Origin of the sequence: Aminobacter sp. AP02 (assembly GCF_003148805.1) — a bacterium.
Lineage (GTDB): Bacteria > Pseudomonadota > Alphaproteobacteria > Rhizobiales > Rhizobiaceae > Aminobacter.
The window spans coordinates 75,079-101,917 of sequence record NZ_QGGX01000019.1; the positions used below are offsets into that span (position 1 = coordinate 75,079).

Here is a 26,839-nt window from a genome sequence, read left to right on the forward strand (position 1 = left end):
GGGTGCAGCCAAACATGAGGTGCAGGAAGACGTGACCAGGCCCACTGCGAAGTGCGCGATTAAGCGTCGTGACCGACGCATCGCGCCCTTTCAGGCGGGCCGTGAGCGGCCAGGAGACGAACATGAATCAAATTTGCTTGGTGTGGGGGCGCTTACCGGAGACATTCGTTTTGCTCACGGCCACCGGGCTGCCACCTGCCCAGCTTCGCCACTATGCCGCGCAAGCTGGGTTATCTGACGACGACGAGGGTTTTGTCATCGGCACTGATGAGCAGCGCGACGACCTGCGCAGCATCCTTGAAAAGACAGGGTACGAGATCACCGAGGAGTTCGTCCTTTGACCAGGATTCCGAGCATCCTCTATGATGTGCCTGTCACAGTCCATCACGATGGCGAAAGGCTACCTAGCCGCCTGACTGTTGCCCGTCGCGTCGATGGCGAGTTTTGGGAGGGCAGAGTCTACACCCGCCCCGACCTCCACATGACGATGGACCAGGTCGCGACACCTCGAAACGGCGGTTTCGGGCATCTGTCTTACGAAGATTTCCTGCATCACGTCCGCGTCGTTTTCAGCTTTGCGGGCGGTGCCCATTTCGACTTTGCGGACGATGAGTTTGGTCCGACCGGGAGGGGGCTGCATTGACAACCTCGCTCCCACCTGACTCCGCGATTTTCAACTTCCGAGTCTCCCTCTTCCAGCGGTCAGCAGGCCGCTCCGCTGTTGCCGCAGCCGCGTACCGGAGTGCCAGCCGCCTTGAGGACCGCCGCATCGGCCAGGTCTTCGATTACCGGAAAAAATCCGCTGAGGATTCGTTCATCCTTGCGCCTTCGGACGCACCGGGTTGGGCATACGACCGTAATGAGCTCTGGAATCGAGTCGAGCAGGCCGAGCGCCGAAGAGATGCTGTTGTGGCAAGGGAAATCCTTGTCACCATCCCGCGCGACATTCTGGAAGAGGATCGCCGCGCCTTCATCGAAGAAGCCGTGAAGCCTTACCTTGCAGCGGGTGCGATCATCGACATCTCCTATCACCGCCCGCGCGCTGCGGATCGTGAAGAGCAGCCGCACTTTCATGTGATGCTCTCGACCCGCCGCCTGGACGCTTCTGCCGAGCATGGATTTGCCCATGTTCGGAATGCGGAGCTTGCCGCGATGTTCGAGTCTGGCGGCCGGCACGGTGGCGAACGTGGCGATGCCCTGAAAGCCGAGCGCGAGCGCATGGCCTCCTTGATGAATGCGTTTCTGACCCGTGCTGGCAGCCCCCGCCGCGCCGATCATCGTTCGAATGCCGCCCGTGGGCTGCATGACCGCGAGCCCGAGCCGACCATGGGCGAAGGCCGGAAAAAGGCCGTCACGCGGCGGAGGACGCACGATCGCTGCACGGCGCTTGTTTCAAGCATGCGCGCATCAAGAATTGCAGAAAACGAACTCATCAATGTCGAGGAGGAAATCATGTCCGTAAACGCGACCCGACAAACCCGAGGCGGCATCCGCCCGCGCAGTAAGCAGGGCTTTAAAGAAAAGCTCTTCAGAGAGCGTTTTCCCGACCTCAGTCATTCGGCGGGCTGGGTCGAGGAATTCCATTTCATCGACACCGCGACCCCTGGTGTGACGCAGATCGCGACCAAGGACGGCGGGCACGTCGAGATAAGGGGGCGCATTGCGAAGGTTTTTGGAGCGCGGGGGGTTGCCGACGCTTTCGTGGCCGAACTCGATGGCATGATGGAAATCGATGCGATCGAGCGTCTTGAAGAACTCAAGTCCTTGCAGCGCAAGGGCTCCGGCCTCCGGCAGCGCCGCCGCACAAAAGAGGTTCCGCATCTTCCCGCCGACCACGTTGGATCCCTCGCGGACCGCTGGCGCAGCCGTGGGTATCACAAGATCACGGAAAGTCCGGACGGCGTTTGGATCACTATCGGCGCATGCCGCCTACAGGATCTTGGCGACGAGCTCCGTATCCACGGCCCGGCCGCGTCCGATGCCGCCTGCCGCGCGATGGTGGAAAAGGCCGCAGCCGAATGGGCTGGCGAAGTCGAAGTTTTCGGCGATCGAGCTTTCAAGGATTCGTGCTGGCTGGAAGCGCAGCGCCAAGGCGTTACTATATACGACCAAGCGACAGGCGCACCCTATCAGCCGTGTGACGACCTGCGCCGAAAATTCGAGGCAGACCAGACCCGATTGCGCGGCAAGGCCGAGGAAATCGATGAACTTAAGAGGCATAAGACGGTCGCATCCCTCCTCCTTGAGGCAGCCGCAAGCGACGTTGCGGCGCTAACGAAACTGGAAGCGAACGACAGCGACCTCGTTGATTTTGTGACCTTACACCTAGACGATGAGCAGCGCGGAAAACTGGTCAGCAAGTCGCATGCGGAAGTCATCGCCGCCCTCCCGGCTTTCCGAGATTATGGCAGGAAAGCCCGCGAGGTCCAGGCCGAGAGGTTCAGGACCAGGGCGTTTGAAGCCCCGCTGGATTTCGATCCAACGCGCAACGATACGCCTACATTGCGTGAGCGTCTGGCGCTCGCCATCACCGAGGAAATCGGCCTGGGGGAACCTAAAGCGGCGGACTTCACCCGGAGGCCACAGTGACAATTTCGTCACGTGACGAAATCGAAGTCGGGCAAGCCTTGCGCCGCTATGTGTCGGCGCGGGCGCATGGACGAACGCATCCGGAATATGCCCGCCTCACAAGCATTTCGGCTGCGGGCGGCGACCTTGCGGCGTGGGTCGGCACTAGCGAAGTTGAGGCCCGAGGCCGTTGCGACGGCCGCGACTTCTACCAGGTCCGCCGTCCCGGCCTGCCGTGGTGTCAGTGGCTCGGGCTGGACACCTGCATCGCCGGGGATCACGCCCTGCAAGCTTTTTTCGAGCTTCATGCCACCGAGCCGCATCACTGGCAGCGGCTCCTGCACGAAGTCTCCCGAGGCAAAGGGAAGGCCCTTCGTGAATGGCGGCAGCGCGGCCGGCAGGCCATCACCCACCTCACACGTCAGGCCGAGATCGGGCCAGACGTGCGCCTGCCGTCCGACCTGGCAGACGAATTCGCTGTGCCCGGCAAAGGCATGCGGAGCCTGCGGAAGTCTTTTGACGTAGTATAGTCGACGCGGTCTATCACTATCCTACCATTCATCCTCGTCAAATTTTGTATGCAGGGAGATGCTGGAAATCGAGGCGGAGCGGTACCGTAGCTTAGTGCCACTGAAGTGAACAATCTGGACCTTGCCCGATTGCGCTACCGAGGTGAGTTCAGCTAGGCGCTCTTGCGGCACGAAGACATAGGCCGAGAGCTCATCACCTTGTGCAGTCAGTGACCCGATAGAGCGCGCTCCTTCAGTGCGGACCTCCTCCATCATGTGGGACTTGCCGCTGAAGGTGGCAGTTGCCGTCTTGTACCTACAGTCTCTGGGCCGAATGATTTCCCCTTGGAAGGAAAGCGTGGCCAGCTCACCATACGGACCAGTCTCCCAGCGGCTTTTTGGATCGCTGGCATGGAAAGAATAATAGTAGTCCCAGTCTGCCACCCGAACGACATAGCTCGAGCTTTCTTGCCGCGCGGGGGTACGCCGTTTGTTTCGCCTTTTGCGAGGCCGAACTCCGGCCTTGCTTCCTTCTCCCTCCGTCGCAGTAGCTGGATGCTTCGGCTTAGCCATGGCACGCTCCTGCGCTTGTGGACCTAGGCAGGTTGCACTCGTAAATCCACTCCGCCTCGTCACTTAGCTCCTTCGACGGTATGTACCCGCGCCCTTTAGTTGGATGTAGCTTCCCCCTTTGGACCGGGAACTGGATTTTCCGCTGCTGCCTTTTCAGGCATCACAGGTATTGGCTGCTTGCTCGGAACTTGTGTCTGTTCACCTGGCTCGCGATTATCCAGCTGGCTTGGGGAAGAGGTCGACGACTCTCGCTCCAGCATCGACAGCCGCTCCTTCACGGAATTGAGTTCGGCCGCTAGTCGTGTGACTTCTTCCTTATCAGCCTTCCCCCCTTCAAGGACAACCGAAGGCTGCAAATAGGACGTGACAAGCTGCACCACAGCGAAAAGCACCGCCATGGCCGCCGCCCAGCCGAAAGCCCGATTACGCAGTCGCTCCATGGCCGTGGTGCCTGCTTGGTCGGCTATCTTCGATGTATCGAGAAATGTCTGGGGAAAGATCGTCGCCGCCGCGGTTTGAACGCCGCGCATATACTGAGCGCAGGACGGTGCCTTCCTCATTTTGTCGCTCGGAACAGGATCGTGCTCGAAAAAGCTGACGCGTAAGAATGCGTCGCCTTCAGATATTCCGTGATCAACCCTGCTATAATTGAGGAGTGTAGTCGAAATTGGTCCTCGCCAACCAGGATCAACAATCCCGACCGTCAGCGCCCAGATACCTTTACTGGTTAACGTGGTCTTGTAGGTAACATGCCCAGTCACATTGTCCGGCAAGCTAAACACCTCAGCCGATGCCACTTGTACCATGTGGTTTGGCTTCAGCGTGAACGGACCTGTGACCTTCTTTCCCTCGTGATCGTAAATGCTCCCCACCGTGAGGTCGAAGCTGGACCCTTGCAAACCGGGATTGCTGCCTTCCTCGAAAAATCTCTTCGGATCGAGAGCCTCTGCCGCTAGTAGTGTCATATTTTCCCCCTATCTTCCCGACACTCTTTGCTACCTTGCGGGTCCTACGATGGCAATTTCAGACTCTGACCGACAGTTCCTTTTCCATTGCGAGGAAGTAAAGCAGGCCAGTCACGACCCGCACAGGCAGGTCGGTGTCCTTATTGCCGATAGGCAAGGAAGAATAGTCGCCACCGGAACCAACGCGCCCCCGCTTCAGCTCGGTCTAGCGATGGAAGACAGTCATAGATCGATCGAAGCCGATCCTGAGTGGAAGTACTTTGTACTGGAGCATGCAGAGCGGAACGCGATCAACTCCGCTCGGGACAACGGACTTCGCCTGGACGGCGCAACAATGTATGGCACACTGTTTCCATGCGCTGACTGTGCAAGGGCGATCGTTGCGGCAGGTATATCGCGCCTTGTTGTGCCAGCCCCCGGGGGCAACTCCGCTCGCGACCGCAAATGGCTGGATCACTACCGGTATGCACGGAAGATATTCGATTTAGGAGGCATACTCGTCGAGTTTGCTCCTGCGGCCAAACAAACAGAGGAACAGGAAGGTGCGGCACAACCATTCCTGCCGTAGTCAGCGAATGGACGTGGCTTCATCAGGGAGTTGGAAATCTAGACGACAGGATATGCCAATGGCCCACCTCACTCCTCGTAGTCGATATCGCTATCCTTGGTCAGTCCGGCCAGCGACGGTCTACGCCGATCACTTCTTTCCCGCTCGATCCGCACATACCACGGCCCATCTGGCGAAAACGCCCCGCGACCACATTCTTCCTTCGCTTTGGCAACGACTGAAGGCAGGGGAGGCGGGACCTGTCGGAACGGCGACGGAGGCTTAGGTTTGTTGGCTGCCCATTCCTTTTCCACAGCCTCGAAGAGCATGCTCGTCCAAGTCTCCATAGCGATCGCTTTTAAGTCTAGTTTCTGGCTGTAATCGTACGCCAGCCTCGTCACTTCGGCCGACCGGATTAGCTTCTGGCCAGTGTCTATTCCGGCGTGGTCGAGGACAGCGGAAATGGCATCGCCACGCACGGACCTGTCGCTGCATGTCGTCGCAAAGGTGCGGCGAATGTCGTGCGGCGAAAAGTGGGAAACGCCCGCCGCCGACAGCAGATCCGGCAAGTCTATCCGGACTTCGCTTTCGTCCCTCCGCAGTTTGAGAGGCCGTCCACGCAAACGATCCAAGAGGTTCTTTGCGGACGAAATTGAGAGCGGCTTGTCGCCTCCCCCTTCCCGCGTGGCAGTCGCGGCGAATACAAACCTCGAATCCCGGCCTCCTGCCATCGCTCGCTCCAGGAGCAGGACAACACGTGGAGGAATGGGCAGCGCATGATAGCGCCTAGATTTCATTACCAGTTCGGACCAGAGACAAACTTTCCAGCCATCGCGTCCGTCAGGCCAAGGCAGAATATGCGCGCGTTCCAATGCTAACCCGGCACTTGTGCGCTGGGCAGTCAGCGCTATCCACCACAGGCCGCATAGGACCACCTCTGATGTCCCCCTGCTGTTCTTCCGGCCTTCGAGGACACGGTGCCTTTCCGCGAGATAGAGAGCCTTGGCGAGTTCCTTTGCGGTCGGCATTCGCGTTCGTGACGCGACAGCCGTTTCCTCCAGGATTTCAACACCGAGCCACCACGGCGCGACATCGCCGAGGCCGGACATACGTTTATGTTTCCGCTTCGCAAAAGACATCGCGGCACGTCCGTTGGAGATGAAGGCGCGAGAAGCCGTCTTGCGTCCAGCCTTCGCGCAATCGTCGCGAACCTTCTCGAAATCACCTTCCTCGATCTCCGTCAGGAGCTTCCCCTTGAGGAACTCGGCCTCCCAGACGGTGAGAGATTTCTTCGCCGTCTGTGCAGACTTTTCGGATGGTTGCCGGATGACATTGCCTTTGCCGAGGCGTGGCTTGCCGAGATACCCGTCCGTATATTCGTCAATTAGGCGCTCCCACGTCCAGAATCCTTCGGCGATGGCCGTTGCCTTCTTCGCCGAAGCTGTCGCTGCACTGTCGCTCTTGCCTACGGCCTTGCCTGTTAGGAACGCCGTTGGGTCTGTCCCGTCGCGCAGCATGGCGCGGACTTGTCCGGCAAGCTCCCGTGCCCGCGAGATGGTGACGATTTCTCCAGGCGCGGCCTTTTCTTTGTCGGCGGAGGCCGACAGGCTACCGATGGCGCGCGTCTTCCCGTTCCACTTGACTGCAAAGGCGGCACCGGATTTCCGTACGCGCAGAATCAGGCCATCGGCCTTTTCATCGGCGAACGTCGTTCCGTCTCCGTCGCCAGCCGCAACGAGCGCGCGCGCCTTGTCGAGGTGAGCCCCTGTAAGAACCGCTCTTATCGTCGCCATAGATGCCCCCTGCCTCGCCGCGCCTCCGTACCACGGGACCAAGCCGGGACCAAGTCTCCCGACTTGATCGGGCCGCTTACTGATGCCTTTCTTACGCGCCTGGTAAATGCTTTACGAGCTAGTTCACAGAAATCACTGCATTATCTCGACTGGCAAAGATTCAACGCTTTTCACCGACAAAGATTCCTAATCTGTAGGTCACAGGTTCGATTCCTGTCGGGATCACCATCAAAATCAAGAGCTTAGGTTCTGAATTCTGCTGGTGGCATGTTGCATCGTGTTGCAATTGAGTTCCCTTGATTTCCAAGGGTTTTCACTCACACTCGGCTAGTCGACGCGCCATTAAACGCGACATAGGGGATCAAATTGAATGAATTCTGGGCAGCGCTGGCCAGCGCGGTCGTCGGCTCGCTAGTCAGTGGGGCCATCTCCTATTTTCTGCAAAAGGCTCGTTTGAGGAGCAGAGGCGAGATCGGCAGGCTCTAGAGACGAACGAACGTCGCGCGTCAGGACACTCGCTCTTCTTCAAAGTCCTTTCGAACGCAAACACGTTGCAGCATCTCAAAAGCCATGTCGATGAGTGCAAGGCCAGGGGCGGCTGATCGAGGAGACGAGAACGACCTTCCGGCGACATATCTGTTGCCATCTTGAACGTCGGTGATCCCGTTCACCTAGTAGCCGAAGAGATGACATTGTTCCTATCAACGGGAGCAGATGATGTGTTCAATCGGGTTTTGGAGCTTGCTCCCATCCACACCAGCATTTTGCCGGTTTGGCATCACTATGCGGCCATGCGCGCCGAGCTTAACGAGAACTATTCGACGGGCATCGATCTCTCGACCGGGACAGGGCACGCAGCGTTTCCGGCAAACAGCCCGACTGCCGTCAAGTTCTTCGAAACAAACCAGGTTGCACAAGCGATTACTGAGCGCGAGATAAGGGACGAAGAGGACGCTCAAAACGCTTTGCTAACGAAGGTTCTGAACGACAAGGTGGGAACAGGCATCGCGATAGAACAGAGGCCGAAGCAATACCCGGCCTAGCCGCGTGAGGTGGGGTTCAGCCGATACAGGCTTCCGCCAGCTTGCGCACATGTGCGCTATCGTTCTCGTTGGGCTTGTACGTGCCCATTTCTTGCCCCCCGACGGAGATCGTAAATCCGCCGACAAGCAGTCTACCAAGCGACGGCTCCATCGTTGTTAGCCCGTCAAAGGCATAGCGACCGTTGTAAGTCTTGCCGGTGGCATCGATCGAACGGTTTGTGTCAGCGTTGCGCAGTTCGAGCTTGGCACTACGCCCCTCGGTCATGTCACCGGACTTCGGGTAGGACGCGACAACCACATCCGAGTATCCTGCGGTGCAGTTCAGCGAGAAGTCCACATCGCCGACGCTGGTTCATAGTAGGCGAGGGTCAACGTCGGAGACTGGTCTTCGTGCAGGAACCATCCTTTCGGGATTTCTGCCTGTGCGAAAGCCGCCGCGCTTGTGAGGGCGAGCATGACAACAGATGAGAGTACCGTCCTCATGCAATCTCCCCTTAGCCGTTTCGACAAGGTAAGCAGACGTGGCGCAAACTGACAAGCGGCGTGCTGCAAGGTGCTACCCATGCCCCGAATGCTGACGCCCCTCGACGCCGCCGCGTTCCACGGCGTCCAGCCCTTGCGCTGGCCTGCGGAGGGTGTTGACTTCCGTCCGCTTGGACAAAGTGCACCTACCCCGTTGGGCAGTTACGCGGCGTGTCGAATTCTGCCAGGATCTTCCTGCGACCCCTCAAGCTCGCACTGGTATGCCGCTCATGCATTTCGAGCCCCACAAGCAAGCACATGGGCGGCATACCTTCCTAAGCTGTCCAAGACCCGTTTTCCAACGCAGATCCGAGGCCAAGTCTCGCAGGCCCTCAGGGGCTCAAGCATCGCTGCGCGTCGGGTTTGGTGTCTATTGTCGCGCTCTGGCCGGATCATTTTAGCGGCGTCGACAACATGCTAGCTTATGTTCGTGCCTGATATTTCGACCATTCGACCCGCTGGCTCCGGCCGGCGGGTCTTTTTTGCGTTTAAAGTGCCGTCCACATCCTGCCAGGCGGCGGCCGCAGGCTTCACAATAGAAGACCTCCGACGAAGGCGACAATCTCGGCGTGGTAATAGCCCGCGAACGCAGCGGCCAACAACAAGAGGCCGATAAGGATCGTTCGCCACCGCTCCCCGATAAGGAAGAGTGTCGAAGGCGTCCATGTGGGCTCCAAGCCGATGAAGTGAGCGGCCCCGCTGACTGGAGTTTGGTAGCCACTTAGCCGAAAGCGTCCGGATTTATCCAGACGATCTTCCGCTTCGTCAGCACAGAAAGCAGCGGATTGCCATCATCGTCAGTCCAATCCTCTACCTTGACCGCAATCTGACAGTTGGGATCGGGATGCACCCGTCTCTCCAAGGCCATCTGTGATTCGTGGTAGTGCTGTTTCTCCTCAGGACTTAACTGACGACTTGCCATGGGCTGTCTCCGTGGACGTGCTCACGTGACTGTGAAGCCCTTGCAAAACAAAAGCAAATCACCCGAATGGCTAATCAGATGGCAGCCTCACCACCACCCGAATGTGACGCCGGACCACCCGTGCGTTTTGACGGCAGTCTAACGCAAGACAAGCGGTTTATTGACGCCGTCTTGGTACACTCTTTTCCTCAACGTCGGCCTCCCGACTGACTTGTGGTCTTCCATCGGGTCGACCGGCCTTAGTGTCGCTCTAATCAAACGGAGCTGAGGTGACGCTAAATCACACTGCGCAACGGATGAGGAGCCGCCTGCTGGATCCCGGCATCCTCTACAATTTGGGCAATACATTAGGTTTCGTCGTCGGGTTAGGCGTGGCACTCTCGGCCGATGTTTCCAGCGATGACGGAGCCACCGCATGGGATCAAGCTGTTGCTCATATTGTGGGCAGCCCGGCAGCTACGGCGTTAACCGCCGCCACCTGTGTGTTTTTCTGGGGTGGCATGGTCTATACAAAGGCTTGGTCGAACGGCGCGCCACCTGAGCCCAAGCTAAATCGACAAGGTGATATGCTCTCCGGCCTCGGAGCGATCCTTCTAGGGATCGGATTAATCATGGTGGGCGACCTTTGGCTTGCAGCTTCGGCTGGTGTTCTGCACGCAGCCGGAAAATTTGGCAGCGCCCTTGGTGGCACAATTACGTGGCGGCGATCCCGCATCCAGACGCGCCTGCCAGACCTCTGCAAAGACTTGGTCTTGGTAAGCCGTGCGCCTGCTGTTCTTGTAGGCGCCTCCGCATTTTGGCGAGAGGTCGTGCTTCTGGAGAGCACTCCGGGACTGTTGCTTTCCTTGAGCTTTATGGCCTGTTGCCTGATATGGGCCGCAGCCGACTGGATGCTGCTGTCGCCAGAGGGGTGGATCAAGACTGCTGCAACGCGCCTTTCCGGTCGAAACAAGCTAGAAATCTGATCGCCCAAGCAGGACGAGTGCGGCCGATCCCACTTCAAGAGACTCGCCAGCGCGATTACTTGAGAAGGCGCGAGCTGCCAACCGAACTTGCGCGTTACAGGTGGCATTTTGCATCGTATTGCGACCGAACTCCTTTGATTGCAAAGGATTCACTGGCCATCGGCTAGTAGGCGCGACATGGGCCATTGTTCAAGCAACCGCGGCTTGACGGAGCAAGCCGCCGTTCAGGGCCGAGCTTTTGGAGCGCCAGGTCGAAGACGAGCCGCTCGACGTGTTCGGGCCGCTAGAACGGGGCAGAGGCAGTCCATCGGCATAGAGAATATTCACTGTCTCAAGGCCGCAACGACGCAACCTTCTTCGCTCGCGAGCAGTAGTGCCAGTCGCGCCGGGGCCCAACATCGACGTGGACAATCCCCGTGGTGCAGTAGGTGCCGACGCCGCCAATTCCATGCAGGCTGCGCGCGTAGCTGGCAATCTGGCCCGGTTTGACGCCCGGAATTCTGATATCGGCGGCTTTGCACTTCGCGTGCATGGAGCCCCCCGACCTCGGACGATAGCCTGAGGTCACGACAGGCCGTTTTCCGAATCTTCGTTGCAAGATTGCCAGCACCGCGCTGAGCTGGGCTGGAAAGCAGTTGATCCTCACATTGTCGGTCTGCTTGGTGTAGGCGGCTTCAAGCTTGTTCTCGAAATCGGGAGTCAGATCCTGAAGACCTCTTGGGCGGTGAGCCTCCGGAGCCTGGCTTGCGTATAGCGAGGCGACGGACAGACCGCAGATCATGACACCAGCAACGACGGTTGTAGCTGTCGACATAGGCATTGGGGAAACTCCAAATCGAGTTGCCATTCCAAAGTGCCAGTAAGTCAGGAAGCACCCTCATTAGTTGCATCAAATTGGGCTCAATTGTGGCAACGAGAGGTGAGCGCCCTGCATCGTTCCTGAAGTCGGTTACAGGTTCGATTCCTGTCGGGATCTCCACTTTGAATCCCAACCGTTTCCGACCCCCCCCCCCCGACGAAAATCGCGCCTCTAGTGCCGCACAACATGCTGCCAGCCTTGGCTCGCACGTCGTCGGATTTTGCAAACATCTGCTATGCCGGAACATCATATCAGGATGCGCAGAATTCACTTCTCTGACTGACCAAACTTCCCTCAACTGACCAGGCAACTTGCCCGATGCGAGGAACGCGGGCCGGAAGCCAGATCGTGTCAATGAGAGGGGAAGACGTCATGACACCCAAGATGATTGCAATCGGCTGCTCATTCCTGGCGCTGACGGCCGGCATGGCCGCCGCCGAGGATTGGGGATCGAAGGTGCCGACCGAGATCAACATCACCGATCCCTATCTCAAGCAGTGGCACGACCTGACCTACGACAAGGCGCCGCCAGCACCAACGCCGGGCAAGGATTACGGCATGGACGCAGCCAGCGGCACTTTCGTTGCGCCGCGCGCCACGCCGCTGGGCGAAGGCCCCGCCTTCCCCGGCCAACTCGAAGCCTGGGACGATCAGAGCTACAGCCAGAATGTCGAGGAGATCGCGTTTTACCCGCATGTCAGCTCGCCCTGGCACGCCTGGCCCGATGTCGCCGACTTCGACGGCAAGCGCTACATGTATGTGCACGACCGCGACTACATGCGTGTGCTCGACATCACCGATCCGGCGAAGGCAACCGTCGTCTACTCCAAGGGCGGGGTATGGGGTCCCGAAGGCTCGAGCGAGGACTGGGACGCAAAGACCGTCCAGGACTATTACGGCGGCATCACCATCGCCTGGAGCGACAAACTTCAAAAGAACGTGGTGGTCGCCTCCTACGAGATCGGCCGCTTCGGCATCCTCGACAACAAGCGCACCCAGCCCGACATTGTCGAGAAGCTGCGCAAGTACAATTCGCTCAAGGGCTTCAAGGTCTTTGAGATGAACGGGCCGCTGCCCAGCGACTGGAAGCTGATCGCAACGCGTACCACCGACACCAAGAACCCCGAAGCACCTATCGGCCAGCAGGAGGGCTCTGGCTCGCTCGACGCGCCGGCATGGTTCGGCGGCAAATACATGTACCTGTCGGCGGCACCGGACGATTCTTACGCCCTCACCGAATACCCCGACTACCTGCATTCGCCGGGCTATCAGGTTTGGGACATGTCGGACCCGGCCAATCCGGTGTTCGTCAGCCAGGTGACCGTGCCGGGGCAGGTGGTCGGCGACAAGGCAAGCGAAAGCGCCTACCTGATGAACCCGCGCGCGGGAAACCGCACGTCATGGATGGGCTCGCGCATGCCGCCATTCCTGCCCACCCCGGTGGAAAAGGGCGGCAAGATCGCCTTTGGCGCCATGGGCGGGCTCGGGCTCTACACCTTCGACCTCTCCAATCCCGACAAGCCGGAGATGAAGGGACATGTCGGCATCGCACCAAGCTTTGCCGGCACCGAGTTCGACAATGTAGACACCAGCCAGTATGCGCGCACCGGCTATGTCTTGGCCAACGGCTATCCGATGAACTCGAACTGCTACGAGCCTTACAAGGACGTGCTGGTGATCAACGCCAAGGACCCGGCCAAGCCGGAAATCGTGGCGACCTTGCCGCGTCCGACCCCGCCCAAGGACGCAAAATTCACCGATTACTGCCAGCGCAAGGGCAGTTTCGGGCCGAAGCGCTCGGGCACGACGCATCAGCCCGGCCATGGCCGCGACGGGCTCGTGCCTTACGCCTTCTACAATGCTGGCCTGCAGATCTTCGACGTCAAGGATCCGACCGATCCCAAGATTGCCGGCTACTTCGTGCCGCGCTTCCCCACTGACAAGGAAATGCCTGATTACACCTACGACAATGCGAGCTTCGCTGTGTTCACCGAGTACGACCGCAACATCATCTGGCTGTTTGCGATCGACGGGGTCTATGCGCTGAAGACCCCGCTGCTGGGCGAGCCCAGGATGGGCATGAGCGACCACATCTGGCCGCCTCGCAACTGAGCAGGCCGACAATCTTCACTTCATCACAACCCCGGCCTTTCGCCGGGGTTTTTCTTGTTTCCTGCGACCGGCGCGCCCGATCAATGGCCGGGGTGCAGCGCGTCGTTCAGATACATGCAGGTCAGCATCGTGAAGATGTAGGCCTGGATCACCGCCATCAGCAGTTCGAGGGCGGTCAACGCGACCGTCATCACCAGCGGCAGGACGGCAGCGAAGATGCCGAGCGTGCCCATCCCGCTGAGGCTGACCACGAACCCGGCAAAGACCTTGAGCGTGATGTGACCGGCGAGCATGACGGCGAACAGACGCACCGAATGGCTGATCGGCCGCGAGATGTAGGAGACGATCTCGATCGGCACGATGATCGGCGACAGCGCCAGCGGCACCCCGGACGGCAGGAACAGGCGGAAGAAGCCGAGGCCATTCTTCCAGATGCCGTAGATCGTGACGGTGCCGAACACCAGCATGGCAAACGAGAAGGTCACGATGATGTGGCTGGTGACCGTGAAGGCGTAGGGGAACATGCCCGCGAGATTGGCGACCAGGATGAAGACGAACAGCGAAAAGACGAGCGGGAAGAACTTCATGCCGCCCTCGCCGGCATTGTCGCGCAGGGTTTTTGCCACGAACTCGTAGATCAGTTCGGTGATCGACTGCAGACGGGACGGCACCAGTGACCGACCGCTTGTCGAAAACATGAGGAACAACCCGCCGAAAACCGCTGCCCCCACCATATAGGCGGCCGAGTTGGTGAAGGCGATTTCCTGCCCCGCCAACTCGAAGAGCGTGAAGATTGGCTTGATTTCAAATTGTTCTATTGGTCCGGCCACAGCGCCTCTCCGGTCGGTTCGATTGGTGATGCGAAAGCGCGCGCACCGGAGCCAGATCCGGAAGCCAAAACTGACCAAGCGTGCCTACGGTCCGCCAAACGCGGTTCCGCAGCTTTTTCGCGATTTTTGAGATGAGTGTCGGTCGGGGTAGCAATGATCGGCGCCATCTTTTGGATGGGGCCGTCCCCGAGCGTGCAAGGCACTGGTCGTCCAGCGCGTGGGCTTGTTAGCCTAAGCTGCTTGCTTCGGCAAGATGGCAGGTGACGCGGCCCAAAGCCGCGTCACATCTCAGATATGCAGCGCATGCCCGAGTGTGCGAAGCGCAGCCTCCAGGAAGGCTTCGCTTTGAGTCGGGTGGGCATGGACGGTGCCAGCGATGTCCTCAAGCCTCGCTCCCATCTCGATTGCCAGGCTGAAGGCGGCCGACAGTTCCGAACCCCCGGCGCCGACCGCCTGGATGCCGAGCACCAGATGGTTGTCGGCGCGGGCAACGATTCGCACGAAGCCATCCTCGCTCGCCAGCGTCATCGCCCGGCCATTGGCCGAGAACGGAAACTGAGCCGACTTGATCTCGATGCCGAGGGTCTTGGCCTCATCGGGTGACAGGCCCGCGGTGACGATCTCCGGATCGGTGAAGCACACGGCAGGTATCGATCGCTTGTCCCAGCTGCGCTTGTGGCCGGCGAGGATCTCGGCGACCATCTCGCCCTGCGCCATGGCACGGTGCGCCAGCATGGGCTCGCCGGTGACGTCGCCAATGGCATAGATGCCCCGCATCGAGGTGCGGCACTGGTCGTCGATGCGAATGAAGCGGCCGTCGCGGTCGAGGTCGATCTCTTCCAGCCCCCACCCTTCGGTGACCGGCTTGCGCCCGACCGTCACAAGCACCTTGTCGGCCAGAATCTTCTGCTCGCTGCCGTCGGCCGCCTCGACCAGAAGCGCGTCGCCCTTGGAGGACAACCCCTTGGCCTTGGCGCCGGTCAGCACCTTGACGCCGAGCGCGTCGAGCCGCTTGGCAACCGGGCGGGTCAATTCGGCATCGTACTGCGGCAGGATGCGTGGCAAGGCTTCCACGACCGTCACTTTCGACCCGAGCTTGGCGAACGCGGTGCCAAGCTCCAGCCCGATATAGCCGCCGCCGACGACGGCGAGTTGCTGCGGCACCTGTTTCAGCGACAGCGCCTCGGTCGAAGAAATCACCGGCCCACCGAAGGGCAGGAACGGCAGTTCAACGGGAGCAGACCCAGTCGCAATGACGATCGTCTCGGCGCGGATGACCTGCAGGCCGGTCTCGGTTTCGACCTCGACGGTCTTGCCGTCGCGGAACCGGGCCCAACCGATCACCGCCTTGACGTGCGCCTTCTTGAGCAGGCCAGCGACGCCGGTATTGAGACGGCCGACGATGCGGTCCTTCCAGGCTACCGTCTTGGCGAGGTCGATGGCGGGTGCGGAGACGGTGATGCCGAAAGAACTCTTTCCAGCCGCCATCTCGCTCGCCATCAGATATTCGTCGGCCGCATGGATCATCGCCTTGGAGGGAATGCAGCCGACATTGAGGCAGGTGCCGCCGGCCTTGACGGCCTCGACGATGACCGTGTCGATGCCGAGTTGGCCAGCGCGGATGGCGCAGATGTAGCCGCCGGGTCCGGCGCCGATGACGAGAAGCTTGCAGGAGATTTCCTTCATCGCCTCAGCCCTCCACGAAGATCATTGCCGGCGTTTCGAGCAGCGACTTGAGACGCTGGACGAAGACCGCCGCATCCCAGCCGTCGATGACGCGATGGTCGAAGCTGGAGGATAGATTCATCATCTTGCGCGGCACGAATTGCGTGCCGTCCCACATCGGCCGGACCATGATCTTGTTGACACCGACGATCGCCACTTCCGGGTAGTTGATGACAGGCGTGGTGGCGACGCCGCCCATGGCGCCCAGCGACGTGATGGTGATGGTCGAGCCGGTCAGCTCCTCGCGGGTTGCCGTGCCAGCCTTGGCGGCATCCGCAAGGCGGTTCACCTCGGCAGCGCAATCCCAGAGGTCGCGCGCCTCGGCATGCTTGACCACGGGCACCACGAGACCGCCGGGCGTCTGCGCCGCCATGCCGATATGGACACCCGCATGGCGCTGGATGACACCGGCATCGTCATCGTAGATCGCATTGAGCTGCGGCTGCTCGCCGACGGCCTTGACCAGCGCCCGCATCAGGAATGGCAGGATGGTCAGCTTGGCACGGTCGGGTTTTTTCGTGGCGTTGAGCTTGGCGCGCAGCTCCTCGAGCGCGGTGACGTCGACCTCCTCGACATAGGTGATGTGCGGGATGCGCGACTTGGCCAGCGCCATCTTCTCGGCAATGCGGCGGCGCAGGCCGACGACCTTGATCTCCTCGACACCGGACTTTTCCTGAAGGCCTGCCACGACGACGGCAGCGCCCCGCGTGGCAAACGCATCGAGGTCTTCGTGGGTAATGCGCCCGGCCGGACCGGTGCCTGAAACCTGGCGCAGGTCGATGCCGGCTTCCTTGGCGCGCAGCCTGACGGCGGGAGACGCGAGCGGCCGCTCGCCCTCGGGGCGAGGTAGGCCAGCGGTCGTGGCGCGCGGTGTGGGCGTAAGTGCGGAGCTGACAGAGGCCTGTGCGGCTGTAGCTTTCGCAGGCTCTTGCTCTTTCTTAGCCGGCGCAAGTTCAGTCTTTATGGGCTGAGGCGCCGGTGCGTCAGGCTTCGATGCGGCTGGCGGAACTGGCTCAGCCGCCAGCGCATCGCCGGCAACCTTGATCCTGACGATGGGCGAGCCGACGGGCACCGTGTCGCCGATCTCGGCGCCGAGCCAGAGGATTTCGCCATCGACGGGCGACGGGATCTCGACAGTCGCCTTGTCGGTCATGACGGCGGCAAGCACCGCGTCCTCGCGCACGAGGTCGCCGATCTTGACGTGCCATTCCACCAGCTCGGCCTCGGCCACGCCTTCGCCGACGTCGGGAAGCTTGATGACATGTTCGCCCATGCTCAGGCCTCCATCGTTTCGATCAAAGCTTCACCTACGCGCTTGGGCCCGGGGAAGTAGTCCCATTCCTGCGCATGCGGATATGGCGTGTCCCAGCCGGTGACGCGGGCCACAGGCGCTTCGAGGTGGTAGAAGCAGTTTTCCTGCACCAGCGACACGAGTTCGGCGCCGAAGCCCGAGGTCAGCGTCGCCTCGTGCACCACCACGCAGCGGCGGGTCTTCTTGACCGAGGCGACGATGGTTTCGACGTCGAGCGGCAACAGCGTCCTGAGGTCGATGACCTCGGCGTCGATGCCGGTCTCCTCGGCCGCAGCCTGCGCGACATAGACCATGGTGCCATAGGCGAGCACGGTGACGGCGGAGCCGGGGCGGCGTATTTCCGCCTTGCCCAGCGGCACGGTGAAATGTCCCTCCGGCACCTCGCCCAGCTCATGCTTCGACCAGGCCGTGACAGGCCGATCATGATGGCCGTCGAAGGGGCCGTTGTACAATCGTTTCGGTTCCAGAAAGATCACCGGATCCGGGTCCTCGATCGAGGCAATCAGCAGGCCCTTGGCGTCGAGCGGATTGGACGGGACGACGACTTTCAGGCCCGAAACATGGGTGAACAGCGCCTCGGGGCTCTGGCTGTGCGTCTGGCCGCCGAAGATGCCGCCTCCGGTCGGCATGCGGATGACGATCGGGCAGGTAAACTCGCCGTTCGAGCGGTAACGCAACCGTGCCGCTTCCGAAACGATCTGGTCATATGCTGGATAAACGTAGTCGGCGAACTGAATTTCGATGCATGGCTTCAAGCCATAGGAAGCCATGCCGATGGCCGCGCCGACGATGCCAAGCTCGCTGATCGGCGCGTCGAAACAGCGCGAGCGGCCGTATTTCTGCTGGAGCCCTTGCGTGCAGCGGAAGACGCCGCCGAAATAGCCGACGTCCTCGCCAAACACGACGACGTCGTCGTCGCGGCCCATGGAGACGTCCATGGCGCTGCGGATGGCCTCGATCATTGTCATGCGCGGCATCGGCTACACTCCCGCCTTCTGGCGCTGGCGACGGAGATGCGGCGGCATCTCGGCATAAACGCCCTCGAACATGTCGCGCGTCGACGGCTTGCCGCCGGCATGCAGCGTGCCGTGGCTTTCGGCCTCCTTCTGGGCCGAGATGACCGCTTCAAGGATTTCAGCCTCGGTCTGCTTGTGGCGCTCGTCCGACCACAGGCCGCGACGGATGAGGTGGTTCTTCAGCCGGATGACAGGATCGCCGAGCGGCCAGGCGTCCGACTCGGTCTTGGGCCGGTAGGCGGATGGATCGTCCGAGGTCGAGTGCGCACCGACGCGGTAGGTAACGTATTCGACCAGGGTCGGGCCGAGATTGCTGCGGGCGCGTTCCGCCGCCCACTTCGCCACCGCATGGACGGCGAGATAATCGTTGCCGTCGACGCGCAGTGCTGGAATGCCGAAGCCAAGGCCGCGCGCGGCGAATGTTCCGGAGCCGCCACGGGCGATGCCCTGAAAGGTCGAGATCGCCCACTGGTTGTTGACCACGTTGAGCACCACGGGCGCCCTGTAGGTCGAGGCGAAGACGAGGGCTGCGTGGAAGTCGCTTTCGGCGGTGGCGCCGTCGCCGACCCAGCCGACCGCGATCTTGGTGTCGCCCTTGATCGCGGATGCCATCGCCCAGCCCACCGCCTGGATATACTGGGTGGTCAGGTTGCCTGAGATCGAGAAAAACCCGTGGTCCTTAGCCGAATACATGATCGGCAGCTGGCGGCCCTTGAGCGGATCCATCTCGTTGGAATAGATCTGGTTCATCATGTCGACCATCGGATAGCCCCCCGCGATCAGCAGGCCGGCCTGGCGATAGGTCGGGAAATTCATGTCGCCCTGAACGAGCGCCTTGCGGAAGGCGCAGCTGACCGCCTCCTCGCCCATGTGCTGCATGTAGAAGGAAGTCTTGCCCTGGCGCTGGGCCATCTGCATGCGCGCGTCGAAGGTGCGCAGCGTCATCATGTGGCGCAGGCCTTCGAGCTGTTCCTCGTCGGTCAGCGTGCCGGCCCAAGGGCCGACCGCGTCGCCCTCTCGGTTGAGCACGCGAATGATCGAATAAGCGAGGTCGCGGATAGTCCGGGGATCAACGTCGACCGGTGGCCTGTCGACCGAACCCGCCTTGGGGATCGGCACGTTGGAGAAATCGGGCGTACCGCCCGGGCGCACTTCCGGCTCGGGCACATGGAACTTCAGCGGCGCGGGATTGTCCGTCACGGATGCTCCTCCTGTCTCGCGCGCAGGCCAATTGGTCCTCCCTGCGCAGCAGACAATTTACGTCAGTAACGCTGACCTATTATCCGATCGTTTTCAGAACCGCAATGGGGTCTCGACGTCCCGACTTTGGCATTCTCTCGGCCTCGGCGAAAGGCCGTTGACACGACGCGGGTTCCGCGCCCATGTTTAGGGCTCACCAGGGGGGTCCCGACAAGGGGCTGAGATTCTGCTGGCTCGCGCAGCGCAGTGACCCGTTGAACCTGATCCAGTTCATACTGGCGTAGGGACGGTGCGAGGCGCAGCAAGCCGGTTCTCCGGCCAAGGTACTCGGGTCATGCCCGAAGTCCCCAGGCAAAACCTCTCTTCCATCTCATCGCATGGACTGGGTCTCCAGCTAGGAGGCTCACTCATGAATGCCCACACCCCGACCGTCACCGTTGGCGAACTTCCCGCGTCGAAAAAGGTCTACAAACCCGGCAAGATCCATCCCGGCATCCGCGTGCCGATGCGGGAGATCTCGGTCCACCCGAGCGCCGGCGAGCCGCCCGTCACGGTCTATGATTCGTCCGGCCCCTACACCGACACGTCGGAGACGACCGACATCGAGCGCGGCCTGCCCCGGCTGCGCGAGGAATGGATCGTCGCGCGCGGCGACGTCGAGCGCTACGAGGGCCGCGCGGTCAAGGCCGAGGACAACGGCTTCGTCTCGGCCGAGCGCCTGACGCCGGAATTCCCCGTCCGCAACGCCCCGTTGCGCGCCACCGGCGGCCGCGCCATCACCCAGCTCGCCTATGCCCGCGCCGGCATCGTCACGCCGGAGATGGAATTCGTCGCCATCCGTGAGAACCTCGGCCGCGAGCAGATCAAGGCGAAGCTTGCACGCGACGGCGAGAGCTTTGGCGCCGCCATCCCCGACTTCGTGACGCCCGAATTCGTCCGCGACGAGGTCGCCCGCGGCCGCGCCATCATCCCTTCCAACATCAACCATCCCGAAAGCGAGCCGATGATCATCGGCCGCAATTTCCTGGTCAAGATCAACGCCAATATCGGCAACTCGGCCGTCACCTCGTCGATGGCCGAAGAGGTCGAGAAGATGGTCTGGGCGACACGCTGGGGCGGCGACACGGTGATGGATCTGTCCACGGGGCGCAACATCCACAACATCCGCGACTGGATCATCCGCAACTCGCCGGTGCCGATCGGCACGGTTCCGCTCTACCAGGCGCTCGAAAAGGTCGGCGGCATCGCCGAGAACCTGACCTGGGAGGTGTTCCGCGACACCCTCATCGAGCAGGCCGAACAGGGCGTCGACTACTTCACCATCCATGCCGGCGTGCGCCTCGCCTACATTCACCTGACCGTCGACCGCGTCACCGGCATCGTCTCGCGCGGCGGCTCGATCATGGCCAAGTGGTGCCTGCACCATCACAAGGAAAGCTTCCTCTACGAGCATTTCGACGAGATCTGCGACATCTGCCGGACCTATGACGTCGCGTTTTCGCTCGGCGACGGCCTGCGCCCCGGCTCGATCGCCGACGCCAACGACAGAGCCCAGTTCGCCGAGTTGGAGACGCTGGGCGAACTTACCAAGATCGCCTGGGCCAGGGACTGCCAGGTGATGATCGAGGGCCCCGGCCACGTGCCGATGCACAAGATCAAGGAGAACATGGACAAGCAGCTGGAGGTGTGCGGCGAGGCACCCTTCTACACGCTTGGACCGCTCACCACCGACGTAGCGCCGGGCTACGACCACATCACCTCTGGCATTGGCGCGGCCATGATCGGCTGGTTCGGCACCGCGATGCTCTGCTACGTCACGCCCAAGGAGCATCTCGGACTGCCCGACCGCGACGACGTCAAGGTCGGCGTCATCACCTACAAGATCGCAGCCCACGCCGCCGACCTCGCCAAGGGCCATCCGGCGGCCAAGATCAGGGACGACGCACTGTCGCGGGCACGCTTCGAGTTCCGCTGGGAGGACCAGTTCAACCTCTCGCTCGACCCGGAAACGGCGCGCTCCTACCACGACCAGACCTTGCCCAAGGAGGCGCACAAGGTGGCGCATTTCTGCTCGATGTGCGGGCCTAAATTCTGCTCGATGCGGATCTCCCACGACATCCGCGCCGAGGCGCAGAAGGAAGGGCTGGCGGCGATGGCGGCGAAGTACCGTGACGGCGGCGACCTCTACATGCCGGTCGAAAGCGCCGAACCGGCGGAGTGAGCCGGCCATGAAAGTGCTGATCCGCGGTGCGGGCGTCGCCGGTCTGACGCTCGCAAATGAGCTGGCGACGCGCGGCGCCGATGTGACCGTGGTCGAGAAGCGCAGGCGGATCGCCGGCAATGCCTCGTGGCATGCCGGCGGCATGCTGGCGCCCTGGTGTGAACGCGAGAGCGCCGAGGAGCCGGTGCTTTCTCTTGGCCGGGACGCCGCCGACTGGTGGGAGGCCGCCCTGCCCGGCCACGTCATGCGCAATGGCACGCTGGTCGTGGCGCCAGCCCGCGACGCCGGCGAGCTCGACCGCTTCAGCCAGCGCACGTCAGGCTTTTGCACGGTTGACCTCGAGGGCATCGCCGCGCTCGAACCCGACCTCGAGGGACGCTTCGGCCGCGCGCTGTTCTTTGCCCAAGAGGCGCATCTCGATCCACGCAAGGCGTTGCTCGCACTGCAGGAAAAGCTTGTGCGGATGGGCGTACGTTTCGAGTTCGGCTACGGCGCCGTGCAGGCGTCTGGTCGGGCAGATGTCGAGGCTGACTGCACCGGCATGGCCGGCGCGAAAACCGGCTTGCGCGGCGTGCGAGGCGAGATGCTTCTTCTGAGGACACAAGAGGTCTCGCTGGCTCGCCCGGTGCGGCTGCTGCATCCGCGCATCCCCGTCTATGTCGTGCCGCGCACGGGCAACCTGTTCATGGTCGGCGCGACGATGATCGAGAGCGACGATCCGGGATCGATCACCACGCGCTCCTTGATGGAACTGCTCAACGCGGCCTACGCGCTGCATCCGGCCTTCGGCGAGGCCGAGCTGGTCGAGACGGGCACAGGCGTCCGCCCGGCCTTTGCCGACAACATGCCGCGCGTCGAGCGCGACGGGAGCACCATTCGCATCAACGGGCTCTACCGCCACGGCTTCCTGCTCGCACCCGCCATGGCACGGCAGGCTGCCGAAATGATCCTGGGCAACGAAGAAGGAGCTCGCCCATGAAGCTCACCGTTAACGGCGAAAGCCGCGAGGTCGCCGCCGGCACGCTGGCTGGCTTGCTTGCCGAGCTGGACTACGAAGGCGGCTGGCTCGCCACCGCACTCAACGGCGAGGTCGTGCCGGCAAGGGAACGCGACGGATGCGCGCTGGCCGACGGCGACCGCATCGAAATCCTCGCGCCGATGAAGGGAGGGTGAACGATGCTCGAGCTCTACGGACAACAGGTCTCGTCCCGCCTGCTGCTCGGAACCGCGCTCTACCCTTCGCCGGCCATCATGGCCGAGGCGATCGCCGCATCAGGCGCCGACATCGTCACAGTGTCGCTGCGGCGCGAGACCTCGGGCGGCAAGACCGGCGGGCAGTTCTGGTCGCTGATCCAGTCGCTCGATGTACGCGTGCTGCCCAACACCGCCGGTTGCCATTCGGTCAAGGAAGCGGTGACGACGGCGAAGATGGCGCGCGAGGTCTTTTCCACCAACTGGATCAAGCTCGAGGTCATCGGCAACCACGACACGCTGCAGCCCGACGTATTCGGGCTGGTCGAGGCGGCAAGGGTCCTCTCCGCCGATGGCTTCGAGGTATTCCCCTACACGACCGACGACCTCATCGTCGCCGAGCGTCTGCTCGATGCTGGCTGCAAGCTATTGATGCCGTGGTGCGCGCCGATCGGCTCTGCTCGAGGTCCGCAGAACATCGACGCGCTGCGCAGCCTGCGCGGCCATTTCCCCGACGTGCCGTTGATCGTCGACGCCGGCATCGGCCGGCCGTCGCATGCGGCAACCGTCATGGAACTCGGCTACGACGCCGTGCTGCTCAACACTGCCGTCGCCAAGGCAGTCGATCCCGTCGCCATGGCATCCGCCTTCGGCAAGGCGGTCGAAGCCGGGCGGCAGGCATTTCTGGCCGGCCTGCTCGAACCGCGCGACATGGCCGTTCCCTCAACCCCCGTCATCGGCATGGCAGCATTTTCATGAAGCTCGATCCATTCTACCTCATCGTCGATTCCGCCGCCTGGATCGAGCGGCTGGTGCCGCTCGGCGTGAAGCTGGTGCAGTTGCGCATCAAGGATATGGACGAGGCCGGCCTGCGTCGCGAAATCCGGGCTGCCAAGGCCGTCTGCGAACGCCACGACTGCCAGCTCATCGTCAACGACTACTGGCGCCTCGCCATCGACGAAGGCTGCGACTTCGTCCATCTCGGCCAGGAGGATCTTGCCGAAGCCGACGTGAAAGCGATCCGCAGCGCCGGCCTGAGGCTTGGCCTCAGCACCCACGACGATGCCGAACTCGACACAGCACTTGCCGCCGACCCCGACTATGTCGCGCTGGGGCCTGTCTATCCAACCATCCTCAAGGCGATGAAATGGGCGCCGCAAGGGCTCGACCGCATCGCCATCTGGAAACAACGCGTAGGTGCGGTGCCGCTGGTCGCCATCGGCGGGCTCAATGTCGAGCGCCTCGCAGGCGTTTTCGCGCAAGGCGCCGACAGCGCTGCCGTCGTCACCGACATCACCCTCAACGCCGATCCGGAGGCGCGCACGCGCCAGTGGCTGGCAGCGACGGCTGAGTGGCGATGACCCCGCATGTGCTCATCGTCGCCGGCTCGGATTCGAGCGGCGGCGCCGGCATCGTCCGCGACGTCGAGACGGTCTCGGGCTTCGGCCTGCGTTGCTGCCTGGCCGTCACCGCGGCAACGGTTCAGACCCATGCGCGCGTCGAGCGGATCGAGCAGATGCCACCCGAACTCGTCGCCGAGCAGATGCGCGCGGCGTTCGCCGCCAATCCGGTCGCGGCGGTCAAGATCGGCATGCTGGGAACGGCGGCGACGATTGACGCCGTCGCCTCGGCACTGGCGAGCAGCCTGCCTGTGCCTGTGGTGCTCGACCCCGTGCTTGCCTCGACTTCGGGACGTCATTTGCTCGACGACGACGCCATCGACGCGCTCAAGGGTAAGCTGTTTCCGCTCTGCACTTTGGTCACGCCCAACCTGCCCGAACTCGCGCTGCTGACAGGCCTGCCACTCGCCACTGACGAAGCCGAAATCGTCCGGCAAAGCGAAAGACTGTTCGACACGGGCGCACCTGCCATTCTCGTCAAGGGCGGCCACGCAACGGGAGCGAACGCGACGGACCTGCTGCTGCTGCCGGGCCGCGAGCCCATCCGGTTCGACGCCTCGCGCATTGCCGTCTCCATGCGTGGCACCGGCTGCATGCTAGCAAGCGCGATCGCGGCGCATCTGGCACAGTACGAAACGCTGGAGATCAGCATCGGCAAGGCGAAGCGCTACGTCTTCGCCAAGCTGCTTGCGTCAAGGCCGTGACGGCGGCTTTCGCTGCTCAGCCCAGGCGGGCGGCGTGCCACCTCAGGTGATCGTCCATGAAGGTCGAGATGAAGTTGTAGGAATGGTCGTAGCCGTCCTGCATGCACAAGGTGAGCCCGATGCCTGATTTCTTGCACGCGTCTTCGAGCAGCCACGGGCGCAGGCCCTCCTGCAGGAAGCCGTCGGCCGTGCCCTGGTCGACAAGGAACTCCGGGAAACGTTTGCCATCCTCGATCAGCAGCGTCGTGTCATAGGCGCGCCATGTCGCTTCGTCCGGGCCGAGATATTTTTCCAACGCCGGCTTCGACCAGCCCGCCGTGCTGGGCTGTGCGATCGGCGCGAAGGCCGAGCAGCTCTTGAAGCGCTCGGGGTTCTTCAACGCGATGGTCAGCGCACCATGGCCTCCCATGGAATGGCCTGTTATCGCCTGGCGCGACATGTCGGCGGGGAAGTTCGCGGCGATCAGGGCAGGCAATTCCTCGGTGAGGTAGGAATACATGCGGTAATTCTTGGCGAACGGCTCCTGCGTGGCGTCGACATAAAATCCCGCGCCCGAGCCGAACTGCCAATTGTCCTTCTCGTCCGGAACGCCCTCGCCGCGCGGGCTGGTGTCGGGGCAAACGATCATCAGCCCGAGCTCGGCCGCAAGCCGTCGGTACTCGCCCTTGTCCATCACATTGGCATGTGTGCAGGTCAGCCCTGACAGATACCACAGCACCGGCACGGGACCGTCCTTGGCTTGGGGCGGCACGAAGACGGCAAAGGTCATGTCGCAGGCGCAGGCCTCGGAGGCGTGGGAATAGACGCCCTGGACACCGCCATGCGACTTGGACGTGGAAACGGTCTTCATCTGCTTTGCCTTCTCGTCAAACAATCCAGCCCGGCATAACGGCCGAACTCCAGGCCTGCAACTTTCAAATGGATGCCGGCGCGGCCAGGGTTTGCAGAAACCAGCCAGCGAACGGCCACGCGCTTAAGAGACCGGCCATGGGGGCCTGGCCGGTCGAGGGAGCTCAGTAGACTACCACGCTGCGGATGCTCTCGCCGGCATGCATCAGCTCGAAGCCCTTGTTGATGTCTTCGAGCTTGAGCGTATGGGTGATCATCGGGTCGATCTCGATCTTGCCCGCCATGTACCAGTCGACGATCTTGGGCACGTCGGTGCGGCCGCGCGCGCCGCCGAAGGCGGTGCCCTTCCAGGTCCGGCCGGTGACCAGCTGGAACGGCCGCGTCGAGATTTCCTGGCCCGCACCTGCAACGCCGATGACGATCGACTCCCCCCAGCCGCGATGAGCACTTTCCAGCGCCTGGCGCATCACCTTGACGTTGCCCGTGCAGTCGAAGGTGTAGTCGGCGCCGCCGATCTGGTCGGCGCCGCGCTTGGTCAGGTTGACCAGATAGGGCACGATGTCGCCGTCGACTTCCTTGGGGTTGACGAAATGGGTCATGCCGAAGCGTTCGCCCCAGGCCTTCTTGTCGTTGTTCAAATCGACGCCGATGATCATGTCGGCGCCCGCCAGGCGCAGGCCCTGGATGACGTTGAGGCCGATGCCGCCAAGGCCAAAGACGATGGCGGTCGAACCGATCTCGACGCGTGCCGTGTTGATGACGGCACCAATGCCGGTGGTCACCCCGCAGCCGATGTAGCAGATCTTGTCGAAGGGCGCGTCGGGATTGACCTTGGCGAGTGCGATCTCGGGCAGAACGGTGAAGTTCGAAAAGGTCGAGCAGCCCATGTAGTGGAAGATCTTGTCCTTGCCGATGGAGAAGCGGCTGGAGCCATCGGGCATCAGGCCCTGGCCCTGGGTCGAGCGGATCGCCGTGCACAGGTTGGTCTTGCGCGACAGGCACGACGGGCAGGA

At 62.0% G+C, this 26,839-nt stretch carries 26 protein-coding genes and 1 riboswitch; of the genes, 13 read left to right on the top strand and 13 right to left on the bottom strand.

The window, feature by feature from the left end; all coding sequences use genetic code 11:
• The first annotated feature begins 122 nt into the window (after positions 1-122).
• From C8K44_RS21680 to C8K44_RS21695, 4 genes are read left to right on the top strand one after another with little or no spacing between them, the layout of a single operon-like run.
• Complete coding sequence (locus tag C8K44_RS21680; RefSeq protein ID WP_146203979.1) at positions 123-341, top strand: hypothetical protein; 219 nt, start codon at positions 123-125, stop codon at positions 339-341.
• Entirely contained in the window at positions 338-643 is a 306-nt protein-coding gene (locus C8K44_RS27345; RefSeq protein ID WP_146203980.1) for a hypothetical protein, read from the top strand. Before C8K44_RS21680 ends, C8K44_RS27345 begins: the two co-directional genes overlap by 4 nt.
• Positions 640-2,589, top strand: a complete 1,950-nt coding sequence (locus C8K44_RS21690) for a MobA/MobL family protein (protein WP_109577851.1) — start codon at positions 640-642, stop codon at positions 2,587-2,589. The genes C8K44_RS27345 and C8K44_RS21690 overlap by 4 nt, the downstream gene beginning before the upstream one ends.
• On the top strand, positions 2,586-3,098 hold the full coding sequence (locus tag C8K44_RS21695; protein WP_109577852.1) for a hypothetical protein: 513 nt from the start codon (positions 2,586-2,588) through the stop codon (positions 3,096-3,098). Before C8K44_RS21690 ends, C8K44_RS21695 begins: the two co-directional genes overlap by 4 nt.
• A gap of 21 nt (positions 3,099-3,119) precedes the next feature.
• Here the strand turns inward: C8K44_RS21695 and C8K44_RS21700 are convergent, their stop codons facing one another.
• The 3 genes from C8K44_RS21700 to C8K44_RS21715 form a co-directional block, all read right to left on the bottom strand.
• Positions 3,120-3,650: a hypothetical protein gene (locus tag C8K44_RS21700; protein ID WP_146203981.1), complete on the bottom strand. Its 531-nt coding sequence runs from the start codon at positions 3,648-3,650 to the stop codon at positions 3,120-3,122.
• Between the two features lie 95 nt (positions 3,651-3,745).
• Complete coding sequence (locus C8K44_RS21705) at positions 3,746-4,615, bottom strand: hypothetical protein (RefSeq protein ID WP_109577854.1); 870 nt, start codon at positions 4,613-4,615, stop codon at positions 3,746-3,748.
• Positions 4,616-5,251: 636 nt separating this feature from the next.
• On the bottom strand, positions 5,252-6,955 hold the full coding sequence (locus C8K44_RS21715) for an integrase family protein (protein WP_109577856.1): 1,704 nt from the start codon (positions 6,953-6,955) through the stop codon (positions 5,252-5,254).
• Positions 6,956-7,647: 692 nt separating this feature from the next.
• On the opposite strand from C8K44_RS21715, the gene C8K44_RS21720 reads away from it, so the two are divergent.
• Positions 7,648-7,998, top strand: coding sequence for a hypothetical protein (locus tag C8K44_RS21720; protein WP_146203983.1), 351 nt, complete (start codon positions 7,648-7,650; stop codon positions 7,996-7,998).
• A gap of 16 nt (positions 7,999-8,014) precedes the next feature.
• On the opposite strand, the gene C8K44_RS21725 is transcribed toward C8K44_RS21720, so the two are convergent.
• A complete protein-coding gene (locus tag C8K44_RS21725; protein WP_109577858.1) occupies positions 8,015-8,335 on the bottom strand; it encodes a hypothetical protein in 321 nt (106 codons plus the stop codon).
• 906 nt (positions 8,336-9,241) lie between these two features.
• The gene (locus tag C8K44_RS27350; protein ID WP_146203985.1) at positions 9,242-9,442 is read right to left on the bottom strand and encodes a hypothetical protein; all 201 of its coding nucleotides are present in this window, start codon (positions 9,440-9,442) and stop codon (positions 9,242-9,244) included.
• A 269-nt stretch (positions 9,443-9,711) separates the two neighbouring features.
• Here C8K44_RS27350 and C8K44_RS21735 point away from each other — a divergent pair, with 269 nt between their 5' ends.
• Positions 9,712-10,407, top strand: a complete 696-nt coding sequence (locus C8K44_RS21735) for a hypothetical protein (protein WP_146203986.1) — start codon at positions 9,712-9,714, stop codon at positions 10,405-10,407.
• 331 nt (positions 10,408-10,738) lie between these two features.
• Here C8K44_RS21735 and C8K44_RS21740 read toward each other — a convergent pair whose 3' ends face one another.
• Positions 10,739-11,227 (bottom strand): D-Ala-D-Ala carboxypeptidase family metallohydrolase, encoded by a 489-nt coding sequence (locus tag C8K44_RS21740; RefSeq protein WP_158282771.1) that lies wholly within the window; start codon positions 11,225-11,227, stop codon positions 10,739-10,741.
• 411 nt (positions 11,228-11,638) lie between these two features.
• On the opposite strand from C8K44_RS21740, the gene C8K44_RS21745 reads away from it, so the two are divergent.
• Positions 11,639-13,378, top strand: a complete 1,740-nt coding sequence (locus C8K44_RS21745) for a hypothetical protein (RefSeq protein ID WP_109577862.1) — start codon at positions 11,639-11,641, stop codon at positions 13,376-13,378.
• An 80-nt stretch (positions 13,379-13,458) separates the two neighbouring features.
• Here C8K44_RS21745 and C8K44_RS21750 read toward each other — a convergent pair whose 3' ends face one another.
• The 5 genes from C8K44_RS21750 to C8K44_RS21770 form a co-directional block, all read right to left on the bottom strand.
• On the bottom strand, positions 13,459-14,208 hold the full coding sequence (locus tag C8K44_RS21750; protein WP_109577863.1) for a F0F1 ATP synthase subunit A: 750 nt from the start codon (positions 14,206-14,208) through the stop codon (positions 13,459-13,461).
• A gap of 288 nt (positions 14,209-14,496) precedes the next feature.
• Complete coding sequence (gene lpdA / locus C8K44_RS21755; RefSeq protein WP_109577864.1) at positions 14,497-15,894, bottom strand: dihydrolipoyl dehydrogenase; 1,398 nt, start codon at positions 15,892-15,894, stop codon at positions 14,497-14,499.
• A gap of 4 nt (positions 15,895-15,898) precedes the next feature.
• Positions 15,899-17,206: a dihydrolipoamide acetyltransferase family protein gene (locus C8K44_RS21760; protein WP_109577865.1), complete on the bottom strand. Its 1,308-nt coding sequence runs from the start codon at positions 17,204-17,206 to the stop codon at positions 15,899-15,901.
• 2 nt (positions 17,207-17,208) lie between these two features.
• Entirely contained in the window at positions 17,209-18,222 is a 1,014-nt protein-coding gene (locus C8K44_RS21765; protein WP_109577866.1) for an alpha-ketoacid dehydrogenase subunit beta, read from the bottom strand.
• A 3-nt stretch (positions 18,223-18,225) separates the two neighbouring features.
• Positions 18,226-19,461 (bottom strand): 3-methyl-2-oxobutanoate dehydrogenase (2-methylpropanoyl-transferring) subunit alpha, encoded by a 1,236-nt coding sequence (locus C8K44_RS21770; protein WP_199227171.1) that lies wholly within the window; start codon positions 19,459-19,461, stop codon positions 18,226-18,228.
• A 188-nt stretch (positions 19,462-19,649) separates the two neighbouring features.
• Positions 19,650-19,766: riboswitch (TPP riboswitch) on the top strand.
• 104 nt (positions 19,767-19,870) lie between these two features.
• On the opposite strand from C8K44_RS21770, the gene thiC reads away from it, so the two are divergent.
• Genes thiC through C8K44_RS21800 form a run of 6 tightly spaced genes read left to right on the top strand, consistent with a single transcriptional unit; the run spans position 19,871 to position 24,977 of the window.
• Positions 19,871-21,682, top strand: coding sequence for a phosphomethylpyrimidine synthase ThiC (gene thiC, locus C8K44_RS21775; protein ID WP_109577867.1), 1,812 nt, complete (start codon positions 19,871-19,873; stop codon positions 21,680-21,682).
• A 7-nt stretch (positions 21,683-21,689) separates the two neighbouring features.
• Positions 21,690-22,661, top strand: a complete 972-nt coding sequence (gene thiO / locus C8K44_RS21780; RefSeq protein WP_109577868.1) for a glycine oxidase ThiO — start codon at positions 21,690-21,692, stop codon at positions 22,659-22,661.
• On the top strand, positions 22,658-22,855 hold the full coding sequence (gene thiS / locus C8K44_RS21785; protein ID WP_109577869.1) for a sulfur carrier protein ThiS: 198 nt from the start codon (positions 22,658-22,660) through the stop codon (positions 22,853-22,855). The genes thiO and thiS overlap by 4 nt, the downstream gene beginning before the upstream one ends.
• A gap of 3 nt (positions 22,856-22,858) precedes the next feature.
• On the top strand, positions 22,859-23,632 hold the full coding sequence (locus tag C8K44_RS21790) for a thiazole synthase (RefSeq protein ID WP_109577870.1): 774 nt from the start codon (positions 22,859-22,861) through the stop codon (positions 23,630-23,632).
• Complete coding sequence (locus C8K44_RS21795) at positions 23,629-24,234, top strand: thiamine phosphate synthase (protein ID WP_109577871.1); 606 nt, start codon at positions 23,629-23,631, stop codon at positions 24,232-24,234. Before C8K44_RS21790 ends, C8K44_RS21795 begins: the two co-directional genes overlap by 4 nt.
• The gene (locus C8K44_RS21800; RefSeq protein WP_109577872.1) at positions 24,225-24,977 is read left to right on the top strand and encodes a hydroxymethylpyrimidine/phosphomethylpyrimidine kinase; all 753 of its coding nucleotides are present in this window, start codon (positions 24,225-24,227) and stop codon (positions 24,975-24,977) included. Before C8K44_RS21795 ends, C8K44_RS21800 begins: the two co-directional genes overlap by 10 nt.
• Before the next feature lie 16 nt (positions 24,978-24,993).
• On the opposite strand, the gene fghA is transcribed toward C8K44_RS21800, so the two are convergent.
• Positions 24,994-25,827, bottom strand: a complete 834-nt coding sequence (fghA, locus tag C8K44_RS21805) for an S-formylglutathione hydrolase (RefSeq protein WP_109577882.1) — start codon at positions 25,825-25,827, stop codon at positions 24,994-24,996.
• A 163-nt stretch (positions 25,828-25,990) separates the two neighbouring features.
• A partial coding sequence (locus C8K44_RS21810) for a zinc-binding dehydrogenase (protein WP_109577873.1) occupies positions 25,991-26,839 on the bottom strand: 849 nt, incomplete at its 5' end.

What these genes read in the sequence shown, in the direction of transcription:
- C8K44_RS21745 (WP_109577862.1), top strand. Translation starts at nt 11,639, where the DNA reads ATGACACCCAAGATGATTGCAATCGGCTGCTCATTCCTGGCGCTGACG.
- C8K44_RS21795 (WP_109577871.1), top strand. Translation starts at nt 23,629, where the DNA reads ATGAAGCTCGATCCATTCTACCTCATCGTCGATTCCGCCGCCTGGATC.
- C8K44_RS21790 (WP_109577870.1), top strand. Translation starts at nt 22,859, where the DNA reads ATGCTCGAGCTCTACGGACAACAGGTCTCGTCCCGCCTGCTGCTCGGA.
- C8K44_RS21680 (WP_146203979.1), top strand. Translation starts at nt 123, where the DNA reads ATGAATCAAATTTGCTTGGTGTGGGGGCGCTTACCGGAGACATTCGTT.
- C8K44_RS27350 (WP_146203985.1), bottom strand. Translation starts at nt 9,442, where the DNA reads ATGGCAAGTCGTCAGTTAAGTCCTGAGGAGAAACAGCACTACCACGAA.
- C8K44_RS21700 (WP_146203981.1), bottom strand. Translation starts at nt 3,650, where the DNA reads ATGGCTAAGCCGAAGCATCCAGCTACTGCGACGGAGGGAGAAGGAAGC.
- C8K44_RS21705 (WP_109577854.1), bottom strand. Translation starts at nt 4,615, where the DNA reads ATGACACTACTAGCGGCAGAGGCTCTCGATCCGAAGAGATTTTTCGAG.
- thiS (WP_109577869.1), top strand. Translation starts at nt 22,658, where the DNA reads ATGAAGCTCACCGTTAACGGCGAAAGCCGCGAGGTCGCCGCCGGCACG.
- C8K44_RS21715 (WP_109577856.1), bottom strand. Translation starts at nt 6,955, where the DNA reads ATGGCGACGATAAGAGCGGTTCTTACAGGGGCTCACCTCGACAAGGCG.
- lpdA (WP_109577864.1), bottom strand. Translation starts at nt 15,894, where the DNA reads ATGAAGGAAATCTCCTGCAAGCTTCTCGTCATCGGCGCCGGACCCGGC.
- C8K44_RS21760 (WP_109577865.1), bottom strand. Translation starts at nt 17,206, where the DNA reads ATGGGCGAACATGTCATCAAGCTTCCCGACGTCGGCGAAGGCGTGGCC.
- C8K44_RS21765 (WP_109577866.1), bottom strand. Translation starts at nt 18,222, where the DNA reads ATGCCGCGCATGACAATGATCGAGGCCATCCGCAGCGCCATGGACGTC.
- thiO (WP_109577868.1), top strand. Translation starts at nt 21,690, where the DNA reads ATGAAAGTGCTGATCCGCGGTGCGGGCGTCGCCGGTCTGACGCTCGCA.
- C8K44_RS21740 (WP_158282771.1), bottom strand. Translation starts at nt 11,227, where the DNA reads ATGCCTATGTCGACAGCTACAACCGTCGTTGCTGGTGTCATGATCTGC.
- thiC (WP_109577867.1), top strand. Translation starts at nt 19,871, where the DNA reads ATGAATGCCCACACCCCGACCGTCACCGTTGGCGAACTTCCCGCGTCG.
- fghA (WP_109577882.1), bottom strand. Translation starts at nt 25,827, where the DNA reads ATGAAGACCGTTTCCACGTCCAAGTCGCATGGCGGTGTCCAGGGCGTC.